19 protein-coding genes are annotated in these 25,096 nt (G+C 64.6%); 14 read left to right on the top strand and 5 right to left on the bottom strand.

Features of this window, described 5'->3' with window-relative positions; translation table 11 throughout:
• The first annotated feature begins 79 nt into the window (after positions 1-79).
• The 5 genes from eccCa (at position 80) to glmM (ending at position 7,957) form a co-directional block, all read left to right on the top strand.
• Positions 80-4,078 carry a type VII secretion protein EccCa gene (gene eccCa, locus AC1TPF_RS13295; protein WP_482144365.1) on the top strand — a complete coding sequence of 1,333 codons (3,999 nt, stop codon included), beginning with the start codon at positions 80-82 and terminating at the stop codon, positions 4,076-4,078.
• An 11-nt stretch (positions 4,079-4,089) separates the two neighbouring features.
• Entirely contained in the window at positions 4,090-5,352 is a 1,263-nt protein-coding gene (locus tag AC1TPF_RS13290) for a type VII secretion-associated protein (RefSeq protein WP_482144363.1), read from the top strand.
• 188 nt (positions 5,353-5,540) lie between these two features.
• Entirely contained in the window at positions 5,541-5,984 is a 444-nt protein-coding gene (gene rplM / locus AC1TPF_RS13285) for a 50S ribosomal protein L13 (protein ID WP_482138295.1), read from the top strand.
• Positions 5,981-6,520 (top strand): 30S ribosomal protein S9, encoded by a 540-nt coding sequence (gene rpsI, locus AC1TPF_RS13280; protein ID WP_482138297.1) that lies wholly within the window; start codon positions 5,981-5,983, stop codon positions 6,518-6,520. Before rplM ends, rpsI begins: the two co-directional genes overlap by 4 nt.
• A gap of 102 nt (positions 6,521-6,622) precedes the next feature.
• On the top strand, positions 6,623-7,957 hold the full coding sequence (glmM, locus tag AC1TPF_RS13275; protein ID WP_482144361.1) for a phosphoglucosamine mutase: 1,335 nt from the start codon (positions 6,623-6,625) through the stop codon (positions 7,955-7,957).
• Between the two features lie 425 nt (positions 7,958-8,382).
• Here the strand turns inward: glmM and AC1TPF_RS13270 are convergent, their stop codons facing one another.
• Positions 8,383-8,682, bottom strand: coding sequence for a hypothetical protein (locus AC1TPF_RS13270; RefSeq protein ID WP_482138300.1), 300 nt, complete (start codon positions 8,680-8,682; stop codon positions 8,383-8,385).
• A 94-nt stretch (positions 8,683-8,776) separates the two neighbouring features.
• Here AC1TPF_RS13270 and AC1TPF_RS13265 point away from each other — a divergent pair, with 94 nt between their 5' ends.
• The 3 genes from AC1TPF_RS13265 to AC1TPF_RS13255 are packed head-to-tail and all read left to right on the top strand — an operon-like array spanning position 8,777 to position 11,143.
• On the top strand, positions 8,777-9,091 hold the full coding sequence (locus tag AC1TPF_RS13265) for a hypothetical protein (RefSeq protein WP_482144358.1): 315 nt from the start codon (positions 8,777-8,779) through the stop codon (positions 9,089-9,091).
• A complete protein-coding gene (locus AC1TPF_RS13260) occupies positions 9,084-10,781 on the top strand; it encodes a DUF5585 domain-containing protein (protein WP_482144356.1) in 1,698 nt (565 codons plus the stop codon). The genes AC1TPF_RS13265 and AC1TPF_RS13260 overlap by 8 nt, the downstream gene beginning before the upstream one ends.
• Complete coding sequence (locus AC1TPF_RS13255) at positions 10,778-11,143, top strand: hypothetical protein (RefSeq protein WP_482144355.1); 366 nt, start codon at positions 10,778-10,780, stop codon at positions 11,141-11,143. Before AC1TPF_RS13260 ends, AC1TPF_RS13255 begins: the two co-directional genes overlap by 4 nt.
• Before the next feature lie 23 nt (positions 11,144-11,166).
• On the opposite strand, the gene AC1TPF_RS13250 is transcribed toward AC1TPF_RS13255, so the two are convergent.
• Positions 11,167-12,024, bottom strand: coding sequence for a dienelactone hydrolase family protein (locus AC1TPF_RS13250; protein WP_482144353.1), 858 nt, complete (start codon positions 12,022-12,024; stop codon positions 11,167-11,169).
• A gap of 120 nt (positions 12,025-12,144) precedes the next feature.
• Here AC1TPF_RS13250 and AC1TPF_RS13245 point away from each other — a divergent pair, with 120 nt between their 5' ends.
• Positions 12,145-13,557 carry an alanine--tRNA ligase-related protein gene (locus AC1TPF_RS13245; RefSeq protein ID WP_482144351.1) on the top strand — a complete coding sequence of 471 codons (1,413 nt, stop codon included), beginning with the start codon at positions 12,145-12,147 and terminating at the stop codon, positions 13,555-13,557.
• Here the strand turns inward: AC1TPF_RS13245 and AC1TPF_RS13240 are convergent.
• The 3 genes from AC1TPF_RS13240 to AC1TPF_RS13230 all read right to left on the bottom strand — a co-directional run bounded on the left by AC1TPF_RS13240 (position 13,554) and on the right by AC1TPF_RS13230 (position 18,623).
• Positions 13,554-14,948, bottom strand: coding sequence for a DUF2254 family protein (locus AC1TPF_RS13240; RefSeq protein WP_482138310.1), 1,395 nt, complete (start codon positions 14,946-14,948; stop codon positions 13,554-13,556). The genes AC1TPF_RS13245 and AC1TPF_RS13240 overlap by 4 nt on opposite strands.
• 8 nt (positions 14,949-14,956) lie before the next feature.
• Positions 14,957-17,227 carry a bifunctional lysylphosphatidylglycerol flippase/synthetase MprF gene (locus AC1TPF_RS13235; RefSeq protein WP_482144349.1) on the bottom strand — a complete coding sequence of 757 codons (2,271 nt, stop codon included), beginning with the start codon at positions 17,225-17,227 and terminating at the stop codon, positions 14,957-14,959.
• 109 nt (positions 17,228-17,336) lie between these two features.
• Entirely contained in the window at positions 17,337-18,623 is a 1,287-nt protein-coding gene (locus tag AC1TPF_RS13230) for an alpha/beta hydrolase (protein WP_482144347.1), read from the bottom strand.
• A 473-nt stretch (positions 18,624-19,096) separates the two neighbouring features.
• Here AC1TPF_RS13230 and glmS point away from each other — a divergent pair, with 473 nt between their 5' ends.
• From glmS to tsaE, 5 genes are read left to right on the top strand one after another with little or no spacing between them, the layout of a single operon-like run.
• The gene (gene glmS / locus AC1TPF_RS13225; RefSeq protein WP_482138314.1) at positions 19,097-20,959 is read left to right on the top strand and encodes a glutamine--fructose-6-phosphate transaminase (isomerizing); all 1,863 of its coding nucleotides are present in this window, start codon (positions 19,097-19,099) and stop codon (positions 20,957-20,959) included.
• A gap of 18 nt (positions 20,960-20,977) precedes the next feature.
• Positions 20,978-22,399, top strand: coding sequence for an NAD(P)H-hydrate dehydratase (locus AC1TPF_RS13220; RefSeq protein WP_482144345.1), 1,422 nt, complete (start codon positions 20,978-20,980; stop codon positions 22,397-22,399).
• A gap of 14 nt (positions 22,400-22,413) precedes the next feature.
• Positions 22,414-23,559: an alanine racemase gene (gene alr / locus AC1TPF_RS13215; RefSeq protein WP_482144343.1), complete on the top strand. Its 1,146-nt coding sequence runs from the start codon at positions 22,414-22,416 to the stop codon at positions 23,557-23,559.
• Positions 23,559-24,608, top strand: a complete 1,050-nt coding sequence (locus AC1TPF_RS13210; RefSeq protein ID WP_482144341.1) for an alpha/beta fold hydrolase — start codon at positions 23,559-23,561, stop codon at positions 24,606-24,608. The genes alr and AC1TPF_RS13210 overlap by 1 nt, the downstream gene beginning before the upstream one ends.
• On the top strand, positions 24,605-25,054 hold the full coding sequence (gene tsaE, locus AC1TPF_RS13205; protein ID WP_482144339.1) for a tRNA (adenosine(37)-N6)-threonylcarbamoyltransferase complex ATPase subunit type 1 TsaE: 450 nt from the start codon (positions 24,605-24,607) through the stop codon (positions 25,052-25,054). Before AC1TPF_RS13210 ends, tsaE begins: the two co-directional genes overlap by 4 nt.
• Positions 25,055-25,096: the final 42 nt, after the last annotated feature.

The raw sequence follows: 25,096 nt of genomic DNA, 5'->3' as shown, positions 1-25,096 counted from the left end.
GACCGCCATGGGGAATGATGTGCCGCCAGGGGAGCAAGTTTGAGGTTCAGGGGTGGGGTTTGAATTCCATGATGTCGCGATGACGGCGGGCACAACCGAGGGTTTTGTCCGTCGAGCGCGGGTGCCGGCACCGCGGACGCCGGGCGGCGAGGTCAATCTTCAGGTGCCGCCGGATGTACCGCGGGTGGTGCCCGGCAATCTCCTGATGAAGATGATGCCCGTGGTGATGGTGTTCGCCGTGGTGGGCATGATCGCGATGATGTTCGTGACCGGCGGACGCAACATGCTGTCGAATCCGCTGTTCATGATGTTCCCGATGATGATGCTGATGTCGATGTTCGGCATGTACGCAGGTGGGGGCAACCGCGGCGGCAAACGTGCTGCCGAACTCAACGAAGAGCGCAAAGACTACTTCCGGTACCTGTGCCAGGTCCGGGACGAGGTCCACGAGACCGGCGGCGCGCAACGGGACGCCCTCGAATGGAGTCATCCCGAACCCGCCGCCCTGCTCGGTGTTGTCGGCGGTAGGCGAATGTGGGAACGGCGCCGCGGCGACAACGATTTCGGCCACGTGCGGGTCGGCGTCGGATCGCAGCGTCTCGCGACCCGCCTGATGCCGCCCGAGACCGGACCCCTCGAAGACGTCGAGCCGGTGTCGGCGGTGGCCCTGCGGCGCTTCGTTCGCACGCATTCCGTGGTGCACGGCCTGCCGACCGCCGTGTCGCTGCGCGGATTCCCGGCGATCAACATCGAAGGGGCCAGACAGGAGACCCGGCAACTGGCTCGATCGATGATGCTGGAACTGTGTGCCTTCCACGGACCCGACCAGCTCATGGTCGCGGTGGTCACCGCCGATCCGGCCGCCGAGTCGTGGGATTGGTGTAAGTGGCTGCCGCACGTCCAGCATCCCTACGAACGGGACGGTGTCGGCTCGGTTCGGATGATCTACCGGTCCCTGGCAGATCTCGAGGACGACCTCGCCACAGATCTCCTCGAACGTGGCCGATTCTCGCGGTCGGCGCCACCGGCCGCGGGCCGGGCCCAGCTCGTCGTGATCATCGACGACGGTCATGTGACCGGCGACGAGCGGATCGTCGGGGACGCCGGCATGGAGGCGGTCTCGGTCCTCGACTTGTCCGCACCGCCGGACGGCTTGGCTGTCCGCCGCGGTCTGCAACTGGTGGTGCGGGACGGAAAAGTGGGTGCGCGCAGCGCATTCGGCGTCGAAGAGTTCGCCGACATGGACTCGCTGAGTGTGCCGGAGGCAGAGGCCTTCGCCCGCACGATGGCCCGCTACCGCTTGGCCACCGCCGCGCAGATGGTCAGCTTGGAGCAGGAGGTGTCGCCGACGGATCCGGGGTTGATGAATCTGCTCGGTATCGGTGATGCGACCCGCCTGGACCTGCGCAGTGTGTGGGCACCGCGTACCGCCCGCAGTCGCCTGCGGGTTCCGATCGGCTACTCGGTCAACGGAACACCGGTCGAGATCGACATCAAAGAGGCGGCCGAGGGTGGCATGGGTCCGCACGGTCTGTGCATCGGTGCCACCGGCTCGGGCAAATCGGAGTTCCTGCGCACGCTGGTCCTCTCGATGGTGGCCTCGCATTCACCCGAGGCGCTCAACCTCGTCCTGGTCGACTTCAAAGGTGGCGCAACGTTTTTGGGTCTCGACGCCGCCCCGCACGTGGCTGCGGTGATCACGAACCTCGAAGAAGAACTGTCGATGGTCGACCGGATGCGCGACGCACTCTCCGGTGAGATGAATCGGCGCCAGGAGCTCTTGCGATCGGCGGGCAACTTCGCGAATGTCGGTGACTACGAACGGGCCCGTGCCGCAGGCGCCGCCCTGGAGCCGATGCCCGCGTTGTTCATCGTGGTGGACGAGTTCTCCGAACTGCTGGCGCAAAAACCGGACTTCGCAGACCTGTTCGTCGCGATCGGTCGGCTGGGCCGTTCGCTGCACATCCATCTCCTGTTGGCGTCGCAGCGCCTCGAAGAGGGTAAGATGCGGGGACTCGACAGTCATCTGTCGTACCGCATCGGTCTGAAGACGTTCTCGGCCAACGAATCCCGCTCGGTCCTGGGTGTGCCCGATGCCTACCACCTGCCGAATGTGCCGGGTTCGGGATATCTGAAATGTGATTCGGCCGAACCGATCCGCTTCAACACCTGTTACGTCTCGGGTCCGTACACGCCGCCGGTGTCGGCGATCGATGCGGTGTATTCACCGACCTCGGGCGGCAGTGGCCGGCTCAAGATGTTCACCGCGGGGCGGGTTCCGCTCGACCCGGTCGTGGTGCCCGAATCGGTTCTGCTGGAGGAAGTTCCAGAACCCGTGAGTGTCGCGCCGACGCGGACGTTGCTCGAGACCGTGGTCGGTCAGATCGAGGGACACGGCCTGGCCGCGCACGAGGTGTGGCTGCCGCCGCTGGATCAGTCGCCGACGATCGACGTGCTCGCCCCGCACTGGCAGACGCCGCAGACCGGCAGGCTCGAGTTCCCGTTGGGCATCGTCGACCGTCCCTATGATCAGCGTCGCGATGTCCTGACCATCGACGTCTCGGGTTCGCGCGGCAACGTGGCGATTGTCGGCGGCCCGCAGTCGGGCAAGTCGAATGCGGTGCGCGCCTTGATCCTTGCCGCTGCCGTAACCCACAGTCCCGAACAGGTGCAGTTCTACTGTCTGGACTTCGGTGGCGGATCGCTGGCCGGGATCGCCGGGTTGCCGCATGTGGGTTCGGTGGCCGGACGCGCCGACATGGATGCGGTCCGCCGGACGGTCGCCGAGGTCGCAGCCCTGGTCCGGCAACGCGAATTGCGGTTCGCGGCGCTCGGGATCGAGTCGATGCGGGACTTCCGGAACCGGCGCAGCGCCGGAGATCAGTCGCTGTCCGAGGACGTCTTCGGCGATGTGTTCCTCGTCGTCGACGGCTATGCGGTGATCCGCGGGGAGTTCGATTTCCTGGAAGAGCAGATCAACAGCATCGTTGCGCAGGGTTTGTCCTACGGCGTCCACGTGATCGTGACCGCGGCCCGGTGGGCCGAGGTCCGGCCTGCAATCAAAGACCTGATCGGCAGCCGCCTCGAACTCCGCCTCGGCGACCCACTCGATTCGGAGATGGGACGCAAGGTCGCCGGGCTCGTCCCCGAGGGCAGGCCCGGGCGTGGCCTGACACCGCAGCAGCTGCACATGTTGATCGCGTTGCCTCGCACCGACTCCGAGACCGGTATCGAGTCGCTCAGCGGTGCACTGGCCGACACCGTCCAGAAACTGTGTGCCGTCTATCCCGACCGCAAGGCCATGGTGGTCCGCAAGCTCGCATCTCACCTCGATCGGGCGGAGATGCTCGAGCGGGTGCGTGAGCGCGGGATCACGCTGACGCCGAAACAGGTCGCCATCGGTGTCGGTGAGGCCGAATTGGCCCCGGTCATCCTCGATTTCGGGGCGCAACCACATTTCATGGCTTTCGCGGACGTCGAGCACGGGAAGACGACGTTGCTGCGGAACATCGTTGCCGGCCTCGTCGAAAACGGCACCGCAGAGGAGACGAAGATCGTCCTGGTCGACTACCGACGGACCATGCTCGGAGTCATCGAGTCGGATCACTTGGCCGGATATGCGAGTTCGGCGCAGACCCTGGCGCCGATGGTGAACGAGTTGGTGGCCTTCTTCACCGCCCGGATACCCGGTGAGGACGTGACGCAACAGCAACTGCGTGAGGGCAACTGGTGGTCCGGCCCGGATGTCTACATCGTGGTCGACGACTACGACATGGTGGCAACAGGTAGCGGGAACCCGTTGATGCCACTGGTCGACCTGCTGTCATCGGCCCGCGACATCGGAATGCATCTGATCGTCACCCGACGGTCGGGCGGCGCGGGACGGGCCCTGTTCGACACGATCATCGGGCGCCTCAAAGATCTGTCGACCGATGGCCTGCTGATGAGTGGTGACCGGGATGAGGGGTATCTGCTCGGCCGGGTCCGACTGCAGCAGTTGGTACCCGGTCGCGGTGAACTCGTCTCACGGTCGCGTCCGCAGGAAATGATCCAGGTCGCCTATCTGCCGCCGCTGTGAACGAGAAAGCTGTGAACGGGAACGCGTTGAACCGGGACGTCAGGGATACCGGCGTCGGTATCCGTGCGACCGTGGCCGACATCGCCTACGACGAGTTCGTGGTCGGCGCGGGCGACGCCACCCCCATCGCATCGATGGTCGCGGGCATCGACAGTGCGGGTGTCACGATCGATGGTCGGCGGATGCACACCACCGAGGCGTGGTCGCGGTTGTTCGCCGAGACGGCCGGGATCGGTCCGGTGACGCTGGCGTACCCCAGCACGTGGGGCCACCGGCGAACCGAGATCCTGCGCAACGCGGCACTTGCGTACTGCAGCCAGTTGGAACTCGTACCGCGCGCGGTGGCGATCGCCCGTTCCCACCTCGACTCGGCGGCCCAATGTGTGGTGGTGATCGAGGTCCACGGGCGCAGCGCGTCCGATAGGCGGATCGACGTCCACGAGCTGCGGTCGTCGGCGGCCGGGCCGCAGATCTCGTCGACCCGGGTTCTCACCGATCCGGAGGGACTACCCGAACTCCTGGCCGACGTGGTGGACAACCGCGTCGAGGCGATTCTGGTCGACGGTCGCGAGCGGGCTGCGGTGGCTGCGGTCTGTCGTGGCGCCGAAGCATCGACCATCGTCGGCCGGGTCCTGACGGTCGACCGGTCACTGTTGCGCCGATTCGGTGGTGCCGAACTGCCTCCCGCACGCATCGACGACGGCCCACCACCGGTCAGAGCCCGGAGCCGGCGCCGCATCGTCGCTGCCGTCGCGGCCCTGCTGGTGGTTGTGGCGGCGGCAGTTGGCGTCGGTGTCGCGGTGATGAGGGAAGGTGCGTCGGCGGCGCCGGTGGCCGAGGCCGATCAGACGGTCCAACTCGGACGCGTGAGTTTGACGGTTCCCGGCGGCTGGCGGAGCAGCAGCGAACCGCCTGCCGAAGGCGTCGTCTCGCGAACCACGTTCGCCGCCGCGGATAACGACAGCCGTCTGATCGTCCTGCAGAACACGGTCCGTGACACCTCTACCTTGGCCTCGGTCGCGGTGAGCCTGCGCAACCGCATCGATCAGCGCGGTGACGCGGTCGTGCAGGAGTTCTCCGCGAGTACGCAGTTCGGGGGCCGCGAGGTGATCAGTTATCGCGAGGTCCCGGTATCGGGTGGGACCATCCGCTGGTACTTGACGGTGGAGCGGGGACTGCAGGTCAGCATCGGTTGTCAGAGCGGATCGGCGGGCGAACCCATCGACGCGCAATGCCGCACGGCGGTCCGATCGGTGCGGATCGAGCCGCGCTGACACGGGCCGGTCTCGAGCGCTGGTCGGAGGCGTTTTGACCATGATGACGCCCGAACGGTACTGTTATTCGTTGGTGCGCGGCCGTCTGGTTTACCGGGCGAGTCGAGGCCTGGGTCCCCACTGGTCGCCAGGGCAACCTCTGCCACGTACCTGACCAGCTCCATATCACCGAAACGACAGGACTTTCTGTGCCTACGTACACCCCGAAGGCGAGTGACATCACGCATGCGTGGCTTGTCATCGACGCCACCGACGTGGTGCTCGGTCGCCTTGCCGTGCAGAGCGCCAATCTGCTCCGCGGCAAGCACAAGCCGACCTACGCCCCCCACATGGATGGTGGCGACTTCGTCATCATCATCAACGCCGAGAAGGTTGCCATCAGCGGCAACAAGCTCGACGACAAACTGCTCTACCGCCACTCGGGTCACCCGGGCGGCCTGAAGTCCCGCACTGTCGGTGAGACCCTGGCCACCCGTCCAGAGCGCCTCGTCGAAAAGGCGATCATCGGGATGCTCCCGAAGACCAAGCTCGGTAACGCCATGGCTTCCAAGCTGAAGGTGTACGCCGGACCCAACCATCCCCACGCGGCTCAGCAGCCCGTGCCCTTCGAGATCACCCAGGTTGCCCAGTGACGGCGCCGGAGGAGCAAAACGTGTCCGATCAGACCGAAGCCGAAGTTGTGGCTGCTGAAGTCGTTGAGGCCGAGGTCGGCGCCGATGACTACACCGTGGACGAGGCTGTTGCCGAAGAGGTCGTCGACACCCGTGCGCCGATCGAGTTCGATCGCCCGGTCCAGACCGTTGGTCGCCGTAAGGAAGCTGTCGTTCGCGTCCGCTTGAGCCCCGGCACCGGCGAGTTCAAGCTCAACGGCCGCAGCCTGGAGGAGTACTTCCCCAACAAGGTGCACCAGCAGCTGATCAAGGCCCCGTTTGTCACCGTGGAGCGCAACGATGCATTCGACATCTTCGCGAACCTGCATGGTGGCGGCCCGTCGGGACAGGCCGGCGCGCTGCGTCTGGCCATTGCCCGCGCACTGATCGAGGTCACACCGGACGATCGCCCGGCCCTGAAAAAGGCCGGCTTCCTCACCCGTGACCCGCGTGCAGTGGAGCGCAAGAAGTACGGCCTGAAGAAGGCGCGTAAGGCTTCGCAGTACAGCAAGCGCTGATCTCTTTTCAGTCGCGAGGATTATCGAGCTCGTCTTGACCACAGGCAGGCGTTCAGAAATCTCTGGACGCCTGCCTGTGTGCATGAGAACCAAAGGAACGTAATGGGGCACCTGTTCGGCACGGATGGTGTTCGGGGACTGGCCAACGCCGACCTGACTCCGGAACTGACACTGTCGCTGGCACAAGCCGGAGCGCGAGTACTCGCGACCCGATCCAACTCCACCGGACGCCCGGTTGCGATTGTCGGCCGTGACACCCGGGCATCGGGGGAGATGCTCGAGGCAGCGGTGTGTGCCGGCTTGACCGCAGCGGGTGTTGACGCCCTGCGCGTCGGTGTCGTGCCCACGCCTGCCGTCGCGTACCTCACCGATCACTACGACGCCGCGTTCGGCGTCATGATCTCGGCTTCACACAATCCGATGCCCGACAACGGGATCAAATTCTTCGGCCCTGGTGGCCACAAACTGGCCGATGCGGCCGAGGACGCCATCGAAACAGCGCTCGACGCTGCCGTACCGCGTCCGACCGGGGCCGATGTCGGGCGGGTCCGTGACGCCGACGACGCCCTGGATATCTACCTGCGGCACCTTTCCGGGATGGTCGAGTCGAACCTGAAGCCGGTGACCGTTGTGGTCGATTGCGCTCACGGCGCCGCCTATCTGGCCGCCCCGCGCGCTTACCGCGCCGCCGGTGCCACGGTGATCGCGATCAGTGCCGATCCCGATGGAAACAACATCAATGATGGTTGCGGGTCAACACATCTGGATCAGGTGCAGGCAGCAGTCCGCGAATACGGTGCCGATCTCGGACTGGCTCACGATGGTGACGCCGATCGGTGCCTGGCAGTGGACGCCTCGGGCGAGATTGTCGACGGCGATGCCATCATGGCGGTGCTCGCGACGTCCATGAAAGACGCAGGCACCCTCAAGGACAACACCCTCGTGGCTACGGTGATGAGCAACCTCGGGTTGCATCACGCCATGACGCAGGCCGGAATTGCGGTGCGCACCACCGGCGTTGGCGACCGGTATGTACTCGAAGAACTTCGCGCCGGTGGTTATTCTCTCGGTGGCGAGCAGTCCGGCCACGTGGTGATCCCGTCACACGGCACCACGGGCGACGGCATCTTGACCGGTCTGGCACTGATGGACCGGATGGCTTCCACCGGTAAATCGCTGGCCGACCTGGCCTCGATCATGCACGCGCTACCGCAGGTGTTGATCAATGTCCGCGTGGCCGACAAGAACGTCGTGGCGCAGGCCGCATCGGTGAAACAAGCTGTCGCAGTGGCCGAAGGCGAACTCGGGACCACCGGGCGCGTGCTCCTGCGGCCGTCAGGGACAGAGCAGTTGGTTCGGGTGATGGTCGAGGCCGCCACCGCCGAGCAGGCCCGGTCTGTTGCCCAGCGGATCGCCGAGGCGGTCGAGGCGGCCTGATCGCCGAAGGCCTTCGGGTCTCGTTTGACGCAGTGCACACGCGCCTGCGCGACGCGCCCGCAAACATCTGACAACAGATGTGACTTGAATCACTGTTTTTCGAATCTTGCTGCTTGTTTGGCCCCTATGTGAATTCTTCGAGAAGTATTCTCGCATTCGCAACCATTGGACGATCGACATGGTTGGGCGACTCTGTTCATGCTGGTAGTTGGCATGGAATGGAATTGGCGTCCCCCGTACTGGGGTCACTGTAGTTCGGTTCTTTGGGGCTGGATAATTGCCTTGGATAATCGGGGTATTTGCCAATGTGAAATTGTAGAAATATCTGATTGACATCATTTACGCCTCTGACCTGCGTAGATACACCACTTAACACTTGTGCAAGAGATTTTTGGGTGAACAGAACTTTATCTGGGTGTAGCTCGTCACCGGCGTCGGCCGTCGAGGTTTTCGTTATGACAGACATGCCTGACTGTGGAATGCTGTTGGCGGGAAATGTTTGAGAAGAAATGCTTTTCCCGAATCGTCAGGTCGCGCAGGGTGACCGTGCTGTCACCTCTATGAAGGGATTCAAAATGGGATCGTCCATTGACATTGATGTACTGGAAATCTTTCAGTTCCTGATCAAGAACGCCGATTTTCTTGGTGTCTTCTTCGGCTCTTGAGCTGAGATAGGCGAAAGCCTGTCGTGATGTCCGCGCCCCGTGTATTCGGGGCGCGGACATCGCTGTTTCGACGGGATGATCCCGGCGCTGCCATCTGAAATCGATCAGGGAACCTCACCGCACACCGGTACGTCCAACCTGGTGGGAGGTCAGCATGGCAAATCAGACCTGGATCGATCCGTTGGAGGTGCGGCGCGTCGGTGGCATCTTCGTCGGCACCGCGCGATCAGTGGATGTTGCGTGCATGGGGTTGGGGGATTGCGACTTCGGTGCCCAGTTGGGCCGCCGCTACGCCCATCACGAATTGGCCTACTCGGCGGGCCTGATGGCGATGGCACAGAGTGTGAGAATGCTGGCGCAATCGGCGCGGCAGTTCGGTGACGGCCTGGTTTGTGCGGCCGACACCTTGGACGGACAAGACACGATCAATGCCGATTCCTTCGGCGATGGGGAAGCCCGGCGTGGGTAGGGGACCAGGCGCCGGCACGAACCTGCAGTCCGAACTCGCTGCCACGCGCGAAGCGGCCGAGTCCGCCCTGGAGTTCTTTGCACATGTCGCACCACTGGCGCAGCGATTGGGGATGACCGACTTCCCCGAGTTCGCGGTGTTCGAGGGGCGCTTTCGCCAGGCTGACGACCTGCGCACGGCCCAACTGCGTGCCGACGGTGTTGTGGTGCAACAACTCCACACAACCGTGGCATCTGCGGTCGCGGTCCAGAAACAACAAGAGGGTGTCCTGGCCGACGTGTGGCCGGATGGGTCCGGGATCGCCGCGCAACAGCAGCTTCAATTGATCGTTCCGCGTGCCGAGGCCGATCTTGCAGAGATCGCCGGGATCGGCGCCGGCATGCTGGTCGCGGCCGACTGCATCGACGTCGCACGCTTCACCCAATACAGCTGTATCGCCATGATCGAACCGGACAACCTCCTCGGTGTTCCGATTGCCTTGTGGCTGAAGATGAAAACAGCATGCTTTGCGCACCACGCCGAACTCCGGGCCGCGATCGGCGCCGCCGTTGACCTGTTCGGGACGGCGGTGACCACCTGCGATGACGCCATCGAAGCGATTCTGTCGGGGCTGTGTAACGCCATGGCAGCGGTCGACAGCGCCGCCTGTCCAGCGGCGGTCTCCGGGGCCGACGGCGAACTCAGACGCGACGGCGGCGGGAGCGCAGATCGGGGCGGTGACGGGGACGGGCCTGCTGGAAGGGCGGGGGAGTCGGGCCGGGGCGGGGTACCGGCGAACCCACAAGCGGACCCGGGTCAGGGTGTGGCGAAAGCCGGCCCAGCCGTTACCGGGCAGTCTGTCTCCGGGGCGACCCCGGTATCACCCGCCACCTTCTCCCGCGGTGAGAGCGGCATCCCGGCTGGTACGGGCACGTCTGGGGTATCCGATGCGCCGGCGCTGGGCGCGTCGGCGTTCTCGGGGGAGGCAGCCGCTGAACTGTTGGGTCCGTTGCTGGGTGTTGTCGGCACCATCGCTGCCGCCGCGGTCACCGGTCTGTCCGAAGCGATCACCACAGTGCTCGCTCAGGGCGGTGGGCTGTCGGCCGACGGGCCGATCGACACGGGGCCCGCGGAAGAACCGGTGGGATCCGATCGTCGTAGCGGACCAGGGGGCGCGGCCGCCTCGATCATGCTGGGCGACAAGATCATCGAGATCGAGGCGGGTTCCGATGGTGCGTCGGTGAACCTTACGGTGACCGGCGCGTGCGGTGATACCGACACCCATGTACTCGAAGTGCGACCGGACGGTTCGATCGGGACCACGGAGGCGACAGCAGGCAGAGACGGCGCCGGGGATCAGGGAGGTGCCGGGGATCAGGGCAGCTCCACCGCAGAAGAAACGGCCACCGAAGAGGGGGCGGCCACCGAACCTGTGGCTCCGCCGTCGCAGGCGTCCCCGGATACCGACGTCACGCCGCCAGCCGTGGCGCAAACGCCGTGCCCGCCCCAAGAGTCGGGATCGCAGACCTCGGTTCCGCAGGCGTCGCCTCAGGCCCCCACCCGGCCGGCGCCGGACATCGAACACACCACGCCCGGAGTCGGTGACACCCCGTCGAACAGGGGCACGCCGGTGTCGCCGCAATCGTCACAACAGGGCGACAGGGCCTCACCTGCGGAGGATGGACAGCTGGCTTTGGCGGGTGACCAGTGAGCGTTGCAGACCTGTTCGATGAGATCATCGCCGCGGCAAGGCGTAAGACCGCCTCTGCGACAAAGAACTACGAGCGACAGGTGGCCGTGCTCGGTGAACGGGTACGGGTGCAGGCCGCCGACGATCGGCACCGCCGGGGTGTCACGCGCGAGTCGGTCGCACGGGGCGGGGCGATACTCCTGCCCGCCGACGACATCGACCTCAGTCCGCACAGCCCGATCTCCACACCGGCATCGATGACCGAAGGAGTTGATGACGTCGCCGACGAGATCGTCAGCGACAACCGGGCCGCATCCGGCGACGGCCCGATCGACACCGGAGTGGACTCCTCGTTCGGCAGCGGTTGGCTGACCGACCGCTGACCGAACCTTCTCGTCCGGTCGGGTCAGCTACGGAGCAGTCGCGTGAGTGGATCGACCACATCTTCGGTACCCGGCGACAGCGATTCGGGATCGACGGTGAGCAGTTTGCCCAGCGCGGCATCGGGATCGCTGAATGCGGAGTAGGTGTTGTCGGAGGTCAGCTGATGAAGCAGGAAACCGGTGAGGACACCGCGGGTCACCCGCTGGGTGGCCCTGCTGTTTCCACCGGCGCCCAGTACCCCACGCACGCTGAATCCCTCGGCCAGGCCACGATTGTCGGCCTTCGGCGCCATCCGCAGAACAGCCTGGCTCTCGGCAGGCAGAGCGCGGCGCAACGCCAACGCATTCGAGGTCATCGACTCGAGCTCACCCGGTGCGGTCAGGATCATCGTCGGAATCCTGATCGCCTCTGCAGCCGGAAGCACAGCCTTGCTGGTCGGTGCCGGATACAGCGCGGCCAGCGCCTTCGCGCGCTCACTCCGGGAAGCAGCTAGTGTGGCCGCACCCGCGCCGAAACCGTGTCCGACGAGCCCGAGGCGATGCTTGTTCACGGTGATGTCGCCGGTGCCGAGACGGACCTCGCTGATCACACCCAGCGCTGTTTCGAGATCGGCGGCCAGTCCCTCGTCGGAGCCGAGCATGCCTTTCTCGGTGGACGGCGCGGCCGCCACGATGCCCCAGGACGCCAGATGCGCGAGCGTCTTGTAGTACTGCTTGGCACCGGTCAGCCAGCCGTGTCCGAACGCGATGCCGGGGAGGTCTTTGCCCTGTGCTGGTGTGTAGATGGTTCCGGGGAGCCCGACGATCGCCATGTCGCCGCGCAGGACCTTGTGCGGTCCCGTTCTGGACAGCTGCGAGAGAAGCTTCTTGGGGTTGGCCACGATCTGACTCTAGGTGATCGCGGCGACCAACGGCAGCAGGCCTTCGTCTAAAGAAAGCAAGTTGGGCCGAGAGTGTCGATTCAGCGCGCATTTGGATCGGGATATTGGGAGAGTATTCGAATGGATGCCAATAAAATCCGCAGTGCCTACCTGTCTTTGATGCAGGAAAAGGGCCATGCCCTGATCCCGCGGTCCCCGCTGGTACCGCAGGACGACCCCACCACATTGTTCACCGGCAGCGGTATGCAACCGCTGTTGAAGTACCTGCTCGGCGAGGAGCATCCGGAAGGCAAACGTCTGGCCGATTCGCAGACCTGCTTGCGTTCGCAGGACATCGAGGAGGTCGGCGACAACCGGCACACCACGTTTTTCGAGATGCTGGGCAATTGGAGTCTCGGCGATTACTTCAAATCCGAACAGATTCCACTGTTCTGGCATTTCCTGACCGATGTCGTCGGTCTCGACCCGAGTCGCATCTATGTCACGGTGTTCGCAGGCGACCCGGAGAACGGCATCCCACGCGACGACGAGAGTGCTGACATCTGGACCGAGTTGTTCACCGCGGCAGGGGTTTCGGCAGATCGAGTGGTACTGCTCACCGAGGAACAGGGCAACGAACAGGGTAACCAGGGCGCGCGGATCGCCTACTACAGCGACAAGAACTGGTGGTCGCGTTCAGGCGGTCCGGCGACGATGCCGGTGGGTGACCCCGGTGGTCCCGACAGCGAGGTCTTCTACTATTTCCCGCAGGTCGAGCACGACACCGCTTTCGGAAAGTACCCGCATCAGAACTCCGACGGCGGGCAGTACATGGAAATCGGCAACTCGGTTTTCATGCAATATGCCAAGACGGACGACGGTTTTGCGCAATTGCCCAAGCGGAACGTCGATTACGGTGGTGGCCTCGAACGGATCGCGGCCGCGGCGATCGACAGCCCGGACGTATATCGGATCAGTCTGCTGTGGCCGATCATCGAGAAGATCGAAGAGCTCACCGCGAAGTCGTATGAGGACAACATTGTGGCGATGCGCGTGATCGCCGACCACATCCGCGGAGCGGTGTTTCTGGCTGTCGACGGTGTTGTCCCGTCGAACAAGGAACAGGGCTACGTGATGCGGCGTCTGCTGCGTCGTGCGATCCGATTCGCCCATCAGCTCGGGGTGGAACAGAACTTGCTCACCCAACTCGTCCCGGTGGTTGCCGACCTCTACACGGAGGCCTACCCCGAGGTGGCGGATCGACGCGACGTGGTGATTGCGGTTCTGGAGAAGGAGGAGCGGTCATTCCGCCGGACGCTTGGCAAGGGATTGCGAGAGCTGAAACGGCTGGGCAAGACCGGCGACACCGTCACCGGCGACGACCTCTTCAAGCTCTCGGACACCTTCGGATTCCCCGTGGAGTTGTCGGCAGAGGAAGCCGTGGCCCGTGGGCTGCCGCTGACCGAGAACTGGCGCGCGGAGTTCGACGACGCCATCGAGGCGCAGCGCGCCCGTTCGCAGGCCTCGACCAAGCTCGGTGCCGGGACCGCCTAGAGCTGTTCCGGGGCTCGCGAATCGGTGGCCGGAGCCCACTTCTGGTGGGCCTGGCCACCCGATTCCGAGCCGAGGCCCTGGGGATCGGCGACGCTGGCGAGCCTGATGTCGAGTTCGGTCTTCCACTCCCGGCTCACCTGCTGGTCGAGAGCGGCAAGCCGCTCGATCAGGGGCGGGTGCTGAGCCGGCGGTGTGCTCGCCTGCAACGTCATGAACAACGAACGCAGGCGGCGCTGGACCTGGGTGGAGCCGGTACTGAAATGCCGGATCTCATCGGTGGCCAATGAGACGTAGTCGTTCCAGGTCCGTCGGTAACCATGTACCCGCGACATCGCCTCCAGTGTGCGGTCGGTGCGCACCCGGGGTGCGAGCAGCAACAACAGATCCTCGAGATGGTCGATGGCCTGGACTGCGCGCCCCGGGTCGTTGATCGCGGGGGACAGCGCTTTGAGCGCAACGTCCACAATTGCCTGCAACGCCGCCGAAGGGCTGACCGATGGCCGATGCGCATCGCCGAAACACAGCGTCCCGAGGAGCTGATGCTTCCGGATCTCGGTGAGCGACAGGGCGTCCCCATGAACGACGAAGAGGGGGGCCTCGAGTGCGACGAAGTCACCGATACGCGGTTGCACCTCGATCTGCGCGCCCCAGCGAACTCCGAGTCGCTGCAGTTGCGGGAGATTGATCGCCACCAGCACCCGGCCTTTGCCGGGCAGTCGTTCCAGTTTCATGGTCACGGAAGGCAGATCGAGATCCGGTGACCGGGTCGCCGGCATCGGGCTCTCGCGGCCTGAGGCGGTGAGATCGGTGGAGATACCGGTGTATGTGCGTTTGATCGCCCGGTGTCCCTCTTCGGCGATCCAGCGAAGTAGCCTCGTGGAGTTCAGGATTCGCCCGACCTTGGAGACGAGTACCACAAACATGATTGCGCTGGCGAAGGCCAGGAGCAATGCGAAGGCGCCGGAGGCGATCGGGGCGCGGTTGTCTTCAGAGGCCATGTCGGAGGCGACGATGAGGGAATAGACAAAGGTGGCCAGGAAAAGACCGTTGGCCCATCGGATGACCGGATCCTGTTGCAGGACAGGTACCACTCGTACCGACACCTGGGTGGCGCCGAACTGCATCGCCAGGGTTGTCGCGGTGAAGACAAGACCGGTCAGTGTGATCATGCCCCCGGCGATCGCACTGAGCAGCGTTGCCATCGAACCGGTATCGACCGTCTCCGACGGAGTTGCATTGTCGATGGCCTGGAAGACGCCGGTCATCACCACCGCCAACAGCACGAGCCCGATCGGGAGTCGCCAGACGCGAACGGTGCCGAGCCGGCGCTTCGTCCGCCGCCACCGCACCCCGTCGCGGATGCGGCGCCCGAGATCACCCAGCACGTGCATCGGCGCGATTACTCCTTGTTCGTCGCCAGCCTGAGCATCTGACCCGGGGTGGCGTTGGGAAGGTACGCGCGCGTCAACGCAATTCCGATGCGGGGCAGGTCGCCCTCGTCGCGGAAGCACATGTAGACCGGCTCGTACCGGGGCTGGAACTTCATCTTGAACGCGTGCAGGGACCGGAATCCGTAGAACGGTTCCATCGCCGCACCCAGTGTGTCGAGGAGACGATCCATGGCCTCGGCATCACCCGATTCGTTCTCGGCCCGCGCCAGCGGGGCACCCGACAGCGAGAGGATCTGTGCACCTTCGGCTTTGAACGCCAGTGCGGAGCTGGCGATGAGGAACTCGATGCAGGGGCGGAAGCCGTCGTCGCGGCGGCGCATCACGTCGAGCGTCCACCCGCGCATGCTGCCATCGGGTCCGAAGACCGGCAGCCACGAGAGCACACCGTGTATCGATCCAGTCTCATCGGTGGCCAGCGCAATGCGAACATCGGGGTCGAGGGCTTCTTCAACGCTGCCAAGGGTGAACCCCATCTCGGGGAGATCTTTGTCGCCGACCCATTCTTCGGAGATCGCGCGGACCTGCGCGAGCACCGCGAACGGTTCGTCCTTCAAAGTGGTCAGTTTGAAGGTGATGCCTTCCTTCTTCGCCCGGTTGATGGCAGATCGGATGTCCTGCCACGGTTTGCCTTTGAAGGCCAGCGTCGGCAGGTCGATGATGGTGTCTTCGGCGATCTGCAGTGTGCGCCAACCCATGTCGCGGGCGACGGTGGCGGTGTTCTCACTGACCGAGAACCAGAAGGGGATCCGGCCGCTGTTCTCGGCGAGGTCGGTGAACTCGCGGACCGTCTCGGTGAGTTTGTCCGGTGCGCAGACCGGGTCGGCGAGTGCAACGAGGGTTCCGGCGGGACGCTGGTATCCGATGACCCCCGTGCCGTCTTTCGTGAAGGCGTAGCGGTTGTTCTCCCAGGTGATCATCCAGCTCATCGTGCTGCCGCCGTGTTCTTTCAACAACGTACGGACCTGCTGCGACGGATCCGGTCCACCGTTCCCGGCCATCACCTTTCGGCTGTTGAACGGGACGGTGAAGGCGTAGCGGCCATTGAACAGCAGGATCAATTCCACGATCCAGAGCAGGCCGGTTCCCATGGTGACCGCACCCTGGCCGACATACGACGAGGTGATGAGGGCAACGATGACAACGATGAGGGCGGCAACGTACAACAGGCCGTAGACCACGGTGATCCACCACGCCCACCGACGCCCACGACGTAGCTGATCCGCGATGAGCAGCACGATCAGCATGGTGACGATCGATCCCCAGCTCAACTTGTCGGTCGAGTCGGTGGGACCAAACGGTCCGTCTCCCGGGAACAGTGCAACCGCGATGTTCACGACCCCGATGAGGACCAGGCCGAGGAAGCTGATCATCCTGATCTCTTGGCGCGTGCGTGGCATCACGCCCGATTCGTGCCTGCTGAAGAACTTTTCGCCGACGATCAGCATGACAGTGACGGCGATCAGGTGCGAGACATCCGCGAGGGTTCCTTCGAAGAGGAACGAAATCGCCACGTAGGCAAGGAGGATCGCTCGGGCCCGCAAGCGCCACGGGGATCGTAGGCAGGCGGTTGCCGCGGCCACGGATGCGACGACCGCGGTGGTCACCCCGACGTCGCGGACCTCGGACAGGCCATCGACCCAGTGCCAGGATGCCGGCAGGAAGATCGCGATGAAGGCTATCGCACCCAGGATTCCGACGAGTTGGCCGACAACCGCGACAACTGCCACCCGCAGAGTGCCCAGCAGCCATTCGGACCAACCGACGAAGATCGCAAGCAACAGGACGATGCTGAGGTATCGCAGCGGGTGCAGTCCGAAGAGTGTGCCCGACAGGGGCGTCCACCATTTACCCTCGGTCAGCGGCTGATAACCGTATGCGACATTGTCGAACCAGCTCTTGTGCTCGACCGCCTCCCACAGTGCCCCGGTGGCGATGCCCAGCACGAGAATGACGGAGATGAGCGCCGCGGTGAACGGGACCCTGCGGATCGTCTGTCCGAGGACCCCGGCAACCTTGGCGACTGCCGACGGTCCCGCAGGTTCAACCTGGGTCTGCGTTGAGGCAGGTTGGGGTGCAACTGCCGTCTGCGCAGTCGTGGTGTCGGCCGCCTTGGTGGCGTTGGTCGCCGCCGGCTCGGTGGTGTTGGTCGCCGCCGGCTCGGTGGTGGCTGCCGCCTGCTCGGCCGGTGTTGCCTCACTGGGGGTCTCGGGCGTGCTCATCGGCACCTTTCGTTTCGTGTCGCCGGACGCGTCCGGCGAGTGGCGGGCCTCAACGGAACATCAGCCCGCATGTGTAGTGCATCGCTACTTCGAATGATTGTCGTATGTCTCACGGCAGACCGAGCCGTTTTCCGAGCCAGGGCATTTCTTGCTTCAGGCCCGCTGACCAGACGGCGAACGAGTGGCCGCCCGGCACGGTGCTGAAATGCACGTCCATCCCGGCGGCCTTCGCGGCTTCGTAGACCTGCATCAGTCCGGGCCGGTATTCGGTGTCGTCTTTACCGACCACAAAAGCGCCTGCCACGCCCGGGTACTGCTTCGTTTTCATCAGGTCCATCGGATTGACGGCAACAAACTTGGCCTCATCTCCGCCGAAGGCAGCATCGACGGTCTGTTTGCGGTTGCCGAGTGTCGGCTCCAACTGGCCGGACAGGTCGAGGAACGTCGGGTAGATCTCCGGATGGTTGGTGGTCATCTGCAGCGCGCAGGTGCCGCCGTACGAGAGTCCGCCGATGGCCCACGCCTTCGCGTTCTCGTCGACCTGGAGGTTCTGTTTGACCCAGTTCGGGACATCTTGCGAGAGATAGGTCGCGACGTTGCCCAGTTTGGAGTCCGTGCACAGCGGATTGGCCAACGCGCTGCCAGTGGCATCGGCCACGACCACGATCGGCGCGAGCCCGTTGTTCTGGTTCGCGTAGTTGTCCATGGTCTCGGGCAGTCGACCGCCGACGAGCCAGTCTTGGGGAGCTCCGGGTTGTCCCGCCATCAGGACCAGAACAGGAAGCAGCGGGCGCGGGTGGGAGAAATAGGCGGGCGGCAGATAGATCTTGGCCGGACGCGCAGTGAAACTCGATGCCGTGGAAGGAATTGATGCGGTGCTGATGCTGCCCTGGGTTGGCAGATCGTGAGGGTTCTTCCATTCATCCGGATCTACGGTCTTGAGATCGTTTCTGCTTGCCTCTTCAAGGGAAATCGTCTTGAAGTGATTGATCCCGAAAACCGACCCGACCGTCGGATATTCGCTGAAGTGTTCGTTGATCGCAGACAACGGCATGACAATCGCGAATATGGCAGCGAGAACTGTGATGACTCTGCCGATGCGACCGCTACCCATGACCAGTCTGGGGATGAAGAGCAGCGCCGCGAAGACCGCCACACCGCCCCAGATGTAGCAGTTCGTGGGCACCGCGTCGGAAAAGAGCTTCCAGACATCCTCGATGAGCCACTTGGACAGGACTACCAGCGCCACCGCGACCGCGGCGGCCACCGGTACCACCACCAGCAGGTACTTCTTCTTGAAGAACAGGATCAGCCAGGCGAGTCCGGCGAACCCGGCGATGTCGATGATCCATGGCAGCGCGCCGTCGAGCACCGATAGGTCCCAGAGCCAGTTCATGCTTGTTTCCTTCGAATGCTGGTGATCGCCGATGCGGGGGAGATCACCGCTTCTGGAAAGATACCCGCAAAAATGCCCGAATAGGGTGTTTGAGAAGGGAATTGGAACGAATGTTGGTTCATCAAGCGTGGAAACAAGAGTGCAGCCAAAGAATCATTGATTCCAGAGGCGGAAGGGATAACTATCGGAGATATTCAGATCGATAACCGGATCAATATCCAGTGATGTCGAAGGTGCCAATCGACTTGGCCACCGGTGGTGGAGGACATACGAATCGAACGTATCCAGGGCGTCCCAACCGACGCATCCCCCTTGACTCTCGCGGCGCTTGCGCTCCGTGATTTCCAAGAGTTCGCTCACTGTAGCCCGGAATGTCGTTTCCTGTCACGCCGAAGCGGAGTTTTGGTTTCGCAAATCTGGTTCTGCTTGCGGCAATTCACTCCTGCCGCAGGCGGCAAGTACCCTGTAGCACTATGTGTGGAATCGTCGGATACGTGGGCAGACGCGATGCTCTCGAGGTTGTTGTCGAGGCGCTGCGGCGGATGGAGTACCGCGGTTACGACTCGGCCGGAGTCGCGATTCTGGACGGCGCGGGTAACGCTGCAGTCGAGAAGAAGGCCGGTCGCCTGGAGAACCTCGACAAGGAACTCGCCTCCATCGGGCGCGAGTCGTTTACCGGTACCACCGGCATCGGGCATACCCGGTGGGCAACCCACGGCCGGCCAACCGACCGCAACGCACACCCGCATACCAGCATCGACGGCAAGATCGCGGTGGTCCACAACGGGATCATCGAGAATTTCGCGGCGTTGCGCGGCGAGGTGGAGCAGGCCGGTATCGAGTTCACGTCCGATACCGACACCGAGACCGCAGTCCACATGATCTACCTGCAGTACGCGTCCGGACCCACCGCAGGCGACTTCGTGGCCAGCGCGTACGCGGTCCTCGCGCGGCTCGAAGGTGCATTCACGCTCGTGTTCACCCACGCCGATCACCCCGACACGATCGTGGCCGCACGCCGGTCGACACCGCTGGTGGTGGGTGTCGGGCAGGGCGAGATGTTCGTGGGTTCCGATGTGGCGGCATTCATCGAGCACACCCGCGACGCCGTCGAACTCGGCCAGGACCAGGTGGTGGTCATCACGGCCGACAGCTACCTGATCACCGACTTCGAGGGGAACGTCCAACCCGGCAAACCGTTCCACATCGACTGGGACCTCGCTGCCGCGGAAAAGGGTGGCTACGACTACTTCATGCTCAAGGAGATCGCCGAGCAGCCGCAGGCACTGGCCGACACCCTGCTCGGTCACTTCGAGAACGGGCGCATCGTCCTCGACGAGCAGCGACTGACCGATGACGACCTGCGCGACATCGACAAGGTCTTCGTGGTGGCCTGCGGTACCGCCTATCACGCCGGATTGCTGTCGAAGTATGCGATCGAACACTGGACCCGGCTGCCGGTCGAGGTCGAACTGGCCAGTGAGTTCCGGTATCGGGATCCGGTGCTGGACCGTTCGACGCTCGTGGTGGCCATCTCGCAGTCGGGGGAGACGGCCGACACCCTCGAGGCGGTGCGGCACGCCAAGGATCAGAAGGCCAAGGTCCTGGCGATCTGCAACACCAATGGTGCCCAGATCCCGCGCGAATCCGATGCCGTCCTCTATACCCATGCGGGCCCCGAGATCGGCGTCGCATCGACCAAGTGTTTCCTCGCGCAGATCACCGCGACCTACCTGGTCGGACTGGCTCTGGCACAGGCACGCGGTACCAAGTACCCCGACGAGGTCGCCCGTGAGTTCGCGGCGCTCGAAGCGATGCCCGCCGCGGTCAGCAAGGTGCTCGACTCCATGGAACCGGTTCGTGCGCTCGCCCGCGACCTCGCCCACTGCGGCACCGTGCTGTTCCTTGGCCGGCATGTGGGCTATCCGGTGGCGCTCGAGGGCGCACTCAAACTCAAGGAACTCGCGTACATCCATGCCGAGGGGTTTGCCGCCGGTGAACTCAAGCATGGCCCGATCGCGCTGATCGAAGACGAGCTCCCGGTGATCATCGTGATGCCGTCACTGACCGGGCGCGCGGTGCTGCATTCGAAGATGATCAGCAATATCCGTGAGATCCAGGCACGTGGGGCGACCACGATCGTCATCGCCGAAGAGGGCGACGAATCAGTGGTGGATGTCGCCGATCACCTGATCCGGATCCCGCAGACACCGACATTGCTCCAGCCGTTGGTTTCGACTGTGCCGCTTCAGGTATTTGCGGCCGCGGTCGCGCAGGCCAGAGGCTACGACGTGGACAAGCCGCGCAACCTGGCCAAGTCTGTCACCGTCGAGTAGTTCAGGGGTTCTCCGGCCATGATCAGCTACTTCACCGCCGACCAGATCCGGGTGGCCGAGGCGGCCACCGGTGATCTGCTGTCCGGTGGTGTGTTGATGGGCCGGGCTGCGCACGCGGTTGCCGGAGTGGTTGCTGCCGAACTGAAGTCCCGGGTCGGCGGATGTTATGGCCGTGTGGTCGGGGTTGTCGCCGGCTCGGGTGACAACGGCGGCGACGCGCTCTATGCCGCCGCCGAGCTCCGCCGTCGCGGGGTACAGGCGCAGGCGGTGCTGCTCGGGGGCGATCGCACCCATGCCGGCGGACTGGCCGCGTTTGAAAAGGCCGGTGGTGTGGTTGTCGAAAGGTTCTCCGACACAGTCGATCTGATCATCGACGGAATCGTCGGACTCAGTGGAACCGGTCCTTTGCGTCCGGCGGCCGCGGAAGTACTTGCCGCCTCTGGTGCGCCCATCATCTCGGTGGACATCCCATCAGGGGTCGAGGCCGATACCGGATTCGTCAATAGTCCTGCAGTCAAGGCGGCGGTCACGGTGACCTTTGGGGCAGCGCGGATCGCGCACGTGATGGCGGCGGCGCAGTGTGGCCGAATCGTGGTGGCGGACATCGGTATCGATGCCGCCGGGTCAACGGTCGGTCAGCTCACGGACGACGACGTGGCGGCGCTGTGGCCGATTCCCGGGCCCGCGGACGACAAATACAGCCAGGGTGTGGTCGGGATCGTTGCCGGGTCTGCCCGTTATCCGGGTGCCGGAGTGCTCTGCACCGGCGCCGCGGTGTCTGCGACGTCGGGCATGGTCAGATATGCCGGAGGCGCAGGCCCGAACGTGTTGGCGCAGTATCCCGAGACCGTGGTCGCCGATGAACCGGAGAACGCCGGGACCGTGCAGGCCTGGGTGGTGGGTCCCGGCGCCGGTGCCGATGCCGATGGCCTCCGGCGACTGGAGTACGTCCTGTCCACCGATCTGCCGGTCCTGATCGACGCCGATGGACTCACGTTGGTCGCTGCGCACCGCGATCTGGTCACAGGCCGCGACGCGCCGACCCTGCTGACCCCGCATGCCGGGGAATTCGCCCGTCTGACCGGATCCGCTCCGGGGCCGGATCGGATCGCGGCAGTGCGTGAACTGGCCGCCGAACTCCGGGCGACGGTACTTCTCAAAGGTCGCGCGACGGTGATCTCCGGGGCCGACGGCCTGTCCCTTGTCAACGACGCGCATTCGTCGTGGGCGGCGACCGCGGGCGCCGGAGACGTACTGTCCGGTATCGCGGGCAGCCTGCTCGCGGCCGGGATCGATGCATCACTCGCCGGCGCCGCCGCGGCCCGGGTACACGCTCTGGCCGCGATCACCGCATCGGGCAACACGGCTCCGATCGGGGCATCTTCCCTGGTCAAGGCCCTGTCACCGACCTTGCGCGAGTTACTCGGTGGCCGCAGGTGAAAGAATGGGACGTGATGAACACTCCGGCACTAGAAGCGCGGATCGATCTTTCGGCGGTCTCGCACAACATCGGCATCCTGCGGGCGCACACCAGCGCCCAGATCATCGCGGTGGTGAAAGCTGACGGATACGGCCATGGCGCCGTCGAGATAGGTCGGGCAGCGCTCGCCGCGGGCGCCGCGGAGTTGGGCGTGACAACGATCGACGAGGCGCTCGAACTGCGCCGCGCGGGGATCACCGCTCCGGTGCTCGCCTGGTTGCACGGTCGCAATTCAGACTTCGTCTCGGCCATCGAGGCAGACGTTCAAGTCGGGATCTCCTCGTCTCGTGAGCTCGAAGCGGTGGTGGCCGCGGCACGTACCGCCGGTCGCGCCGCATCGGTGACCGTCAAGGTCGACACGGGCCTGGCCCGCAACGGGGTACACATCACCGAGTGGGACGACACCAGAGATGCGTTGGCGAAAGCCGTTGCCGAACAGGTGATCACCATGCGCGGTGCGATGAGTCACCTCGTGCGCGGTGACGAACCGGATCATCCGCTCAATGATCTGCAGGCGCAGCGTCTGGACGAGGCCGCTGACGATCTGGCCCGGGTGGGTGCGCCGGTCGAGGTTCGGCACATCGCCAATTCGGCGGCCACCCTGATGCGGCCCGACCTTGCGCGCGATCTGGTGCGTCCGGGAATCGCGATCTATGGGCGCTCACCGATTCCCGATCACGGTGACTTCGGTCTGATACCGGTGATGACATTGTCGGCCGAGGTGCTCTCGGTGAAGAAAGTTCCGGCGGGACAAGGTGTTTCATACAGTCATAGTTGGGTGGCCCCGCACGACACGACCGTCGCGCTGCTTCCGGCCGGGTACGCCGACGGTGTGCCCCGGCTGCTGTCGAACACGCTGAGTGTGCAGATCAACGGTCGCCGATACCCCAATGTGGGCCGCGTCTGCATGGATCAGATGGTCGTCGATGTCGGTCCTGACGGCGGTGGGGTGGTCGTCGGAGACCGGGCCGTCCTGTTCGGTACCGGTGCCGACGGAGGTCCGACCGCGCTCGAATGGGCAGAAGCGATCGGCACCATCGACTACGAGATCATCTCGGGTATCCGTGGCCGTGCGGTCCGGACCTACGTCACCGCGCCCGGTCGCGGTGAGGTGGTCTGATGGAACGATCCGGACGGCTCGAGATCCTCGCAGGCACAGCCGGTGTCGCGACGCTGGGCGCGCTGGCGCTCGGTGCCGCTGCCCGCTCGCTGACCCGCAGGCAACCGGCAACCCCCGATCCGAACTCGATCGAGGATTTTGGCCTGATCTACACCGATCACGCGAGCATCGTGGTCGCCGACGATGGTGTGCCACTTGCAGTTCGGGAAGTCGGACCGGCCGATGCGCCGCTGACGGTGGTATTCATCCACGGGTTCTGCCTGCGCATGTCGACGTGGCATTTCCAGCGCCGCGACCTCGAAAAGCGCTGGGGCCCAGACGTTCGGATGATCTTCTTCGACCATCGTGGGCACGGCGAGTCCGGGCAGGCTTCGGCCGGTTCGTGCACCATCACCCAGATGGCCGCCGATGTCGAAGCTGTGCTGCGAACAGTGGTCCCGACCGGACCGGTTGTCCTGGTGGGTCATTCGATGGGCGGGATGGCGATCATGGCATTGGCGAGCCGACGACCCGAACTGTTCGGGACAAGGGTTCTCGGTGTGGGGCTGGTGGCCTCGGCCGCGCACGGCATCGCGGAGGTGGGTCTGGGGCGCGGTCTGCAGAATCCGCTGGTCGATGCCTTCCGGTTGTCTGTCCGGCAGGCGCCGCGCGCGGTGGAGGCCGGGCGCGGATTGACCCGGATGCTGATGGCCCCGGTGCTGACGGCCGGGAGTTTCGGATCCACATTCCATTCACCGGCGGTCAGCGAGTTCGTCGAGTCGGTCATCCAACGCACCCGGATCGACACGGTGGTCAACTTTCTGCGGTCACTCGAAGAACATGATGAAACAGCCGGACTGGCAGTCCTTTCGGCGATCCCGACCCTGGTTGCGTGCGGCTACGAGGACAAGGTCACCCCGCTTCCGAACTCGGTGGAGCTGCACAACCGGCTGGGCTCGCGATGCGAACTGGTCGGCGTACCGGATTGCGGTCACATGGTGATGCTCGAGAAGCCGGACGTCATCACCGACGCCGTCGAGTCCCTGGTCGAGCGGGCCTGGCAGTCATGAGCCCTGTCCTGCCGCACCAGTGCACTCTGCCGGACGTCGCCGACACCGAGGCCTTCGGCCGCGAACTCGCTGCCGGACTGGCCGCAGGCGACGTGGTGATCCTCGACGGACCACTCGGCGCGGGCAAAACCGCGCTGGCCCGCGGTATCGGCGCCGGACTCGGCGTGACCGGCCGGGTGAGCTCGCCCACGTTCATCATCGCCCGCCAGCACCGGGCGGGTGTAGAGGGTCGGCCGGGCATGATCCACGTCGACGCGTATCGCCTCGGCGGTCTCGATGAACTCGATGCACTCGATCTCGACACCGATCTCGAAGATTCGGTGGTCGTGGTCGAGTGGGGCGAGGGTGTGGCCGAGCGGCTGAGCCGCCGGCACCTGCTGATACGCCTTTCGCGCGACATCGACACCGACGAACGCACCGCCTCCTACGGCTGGATCACAGACTGACCCGATTCTCCCGATCACATGGGTCGAGCTCCGCTTCGCTTC

The organism is Williamsia sp. Y853 (assembly GCF_056786495.1).
The sequence above is the reverse complement of the archived record's forward strand: the minus strand, read 5'-3'. Positions and strand labels throughout refer to the sequence as shown.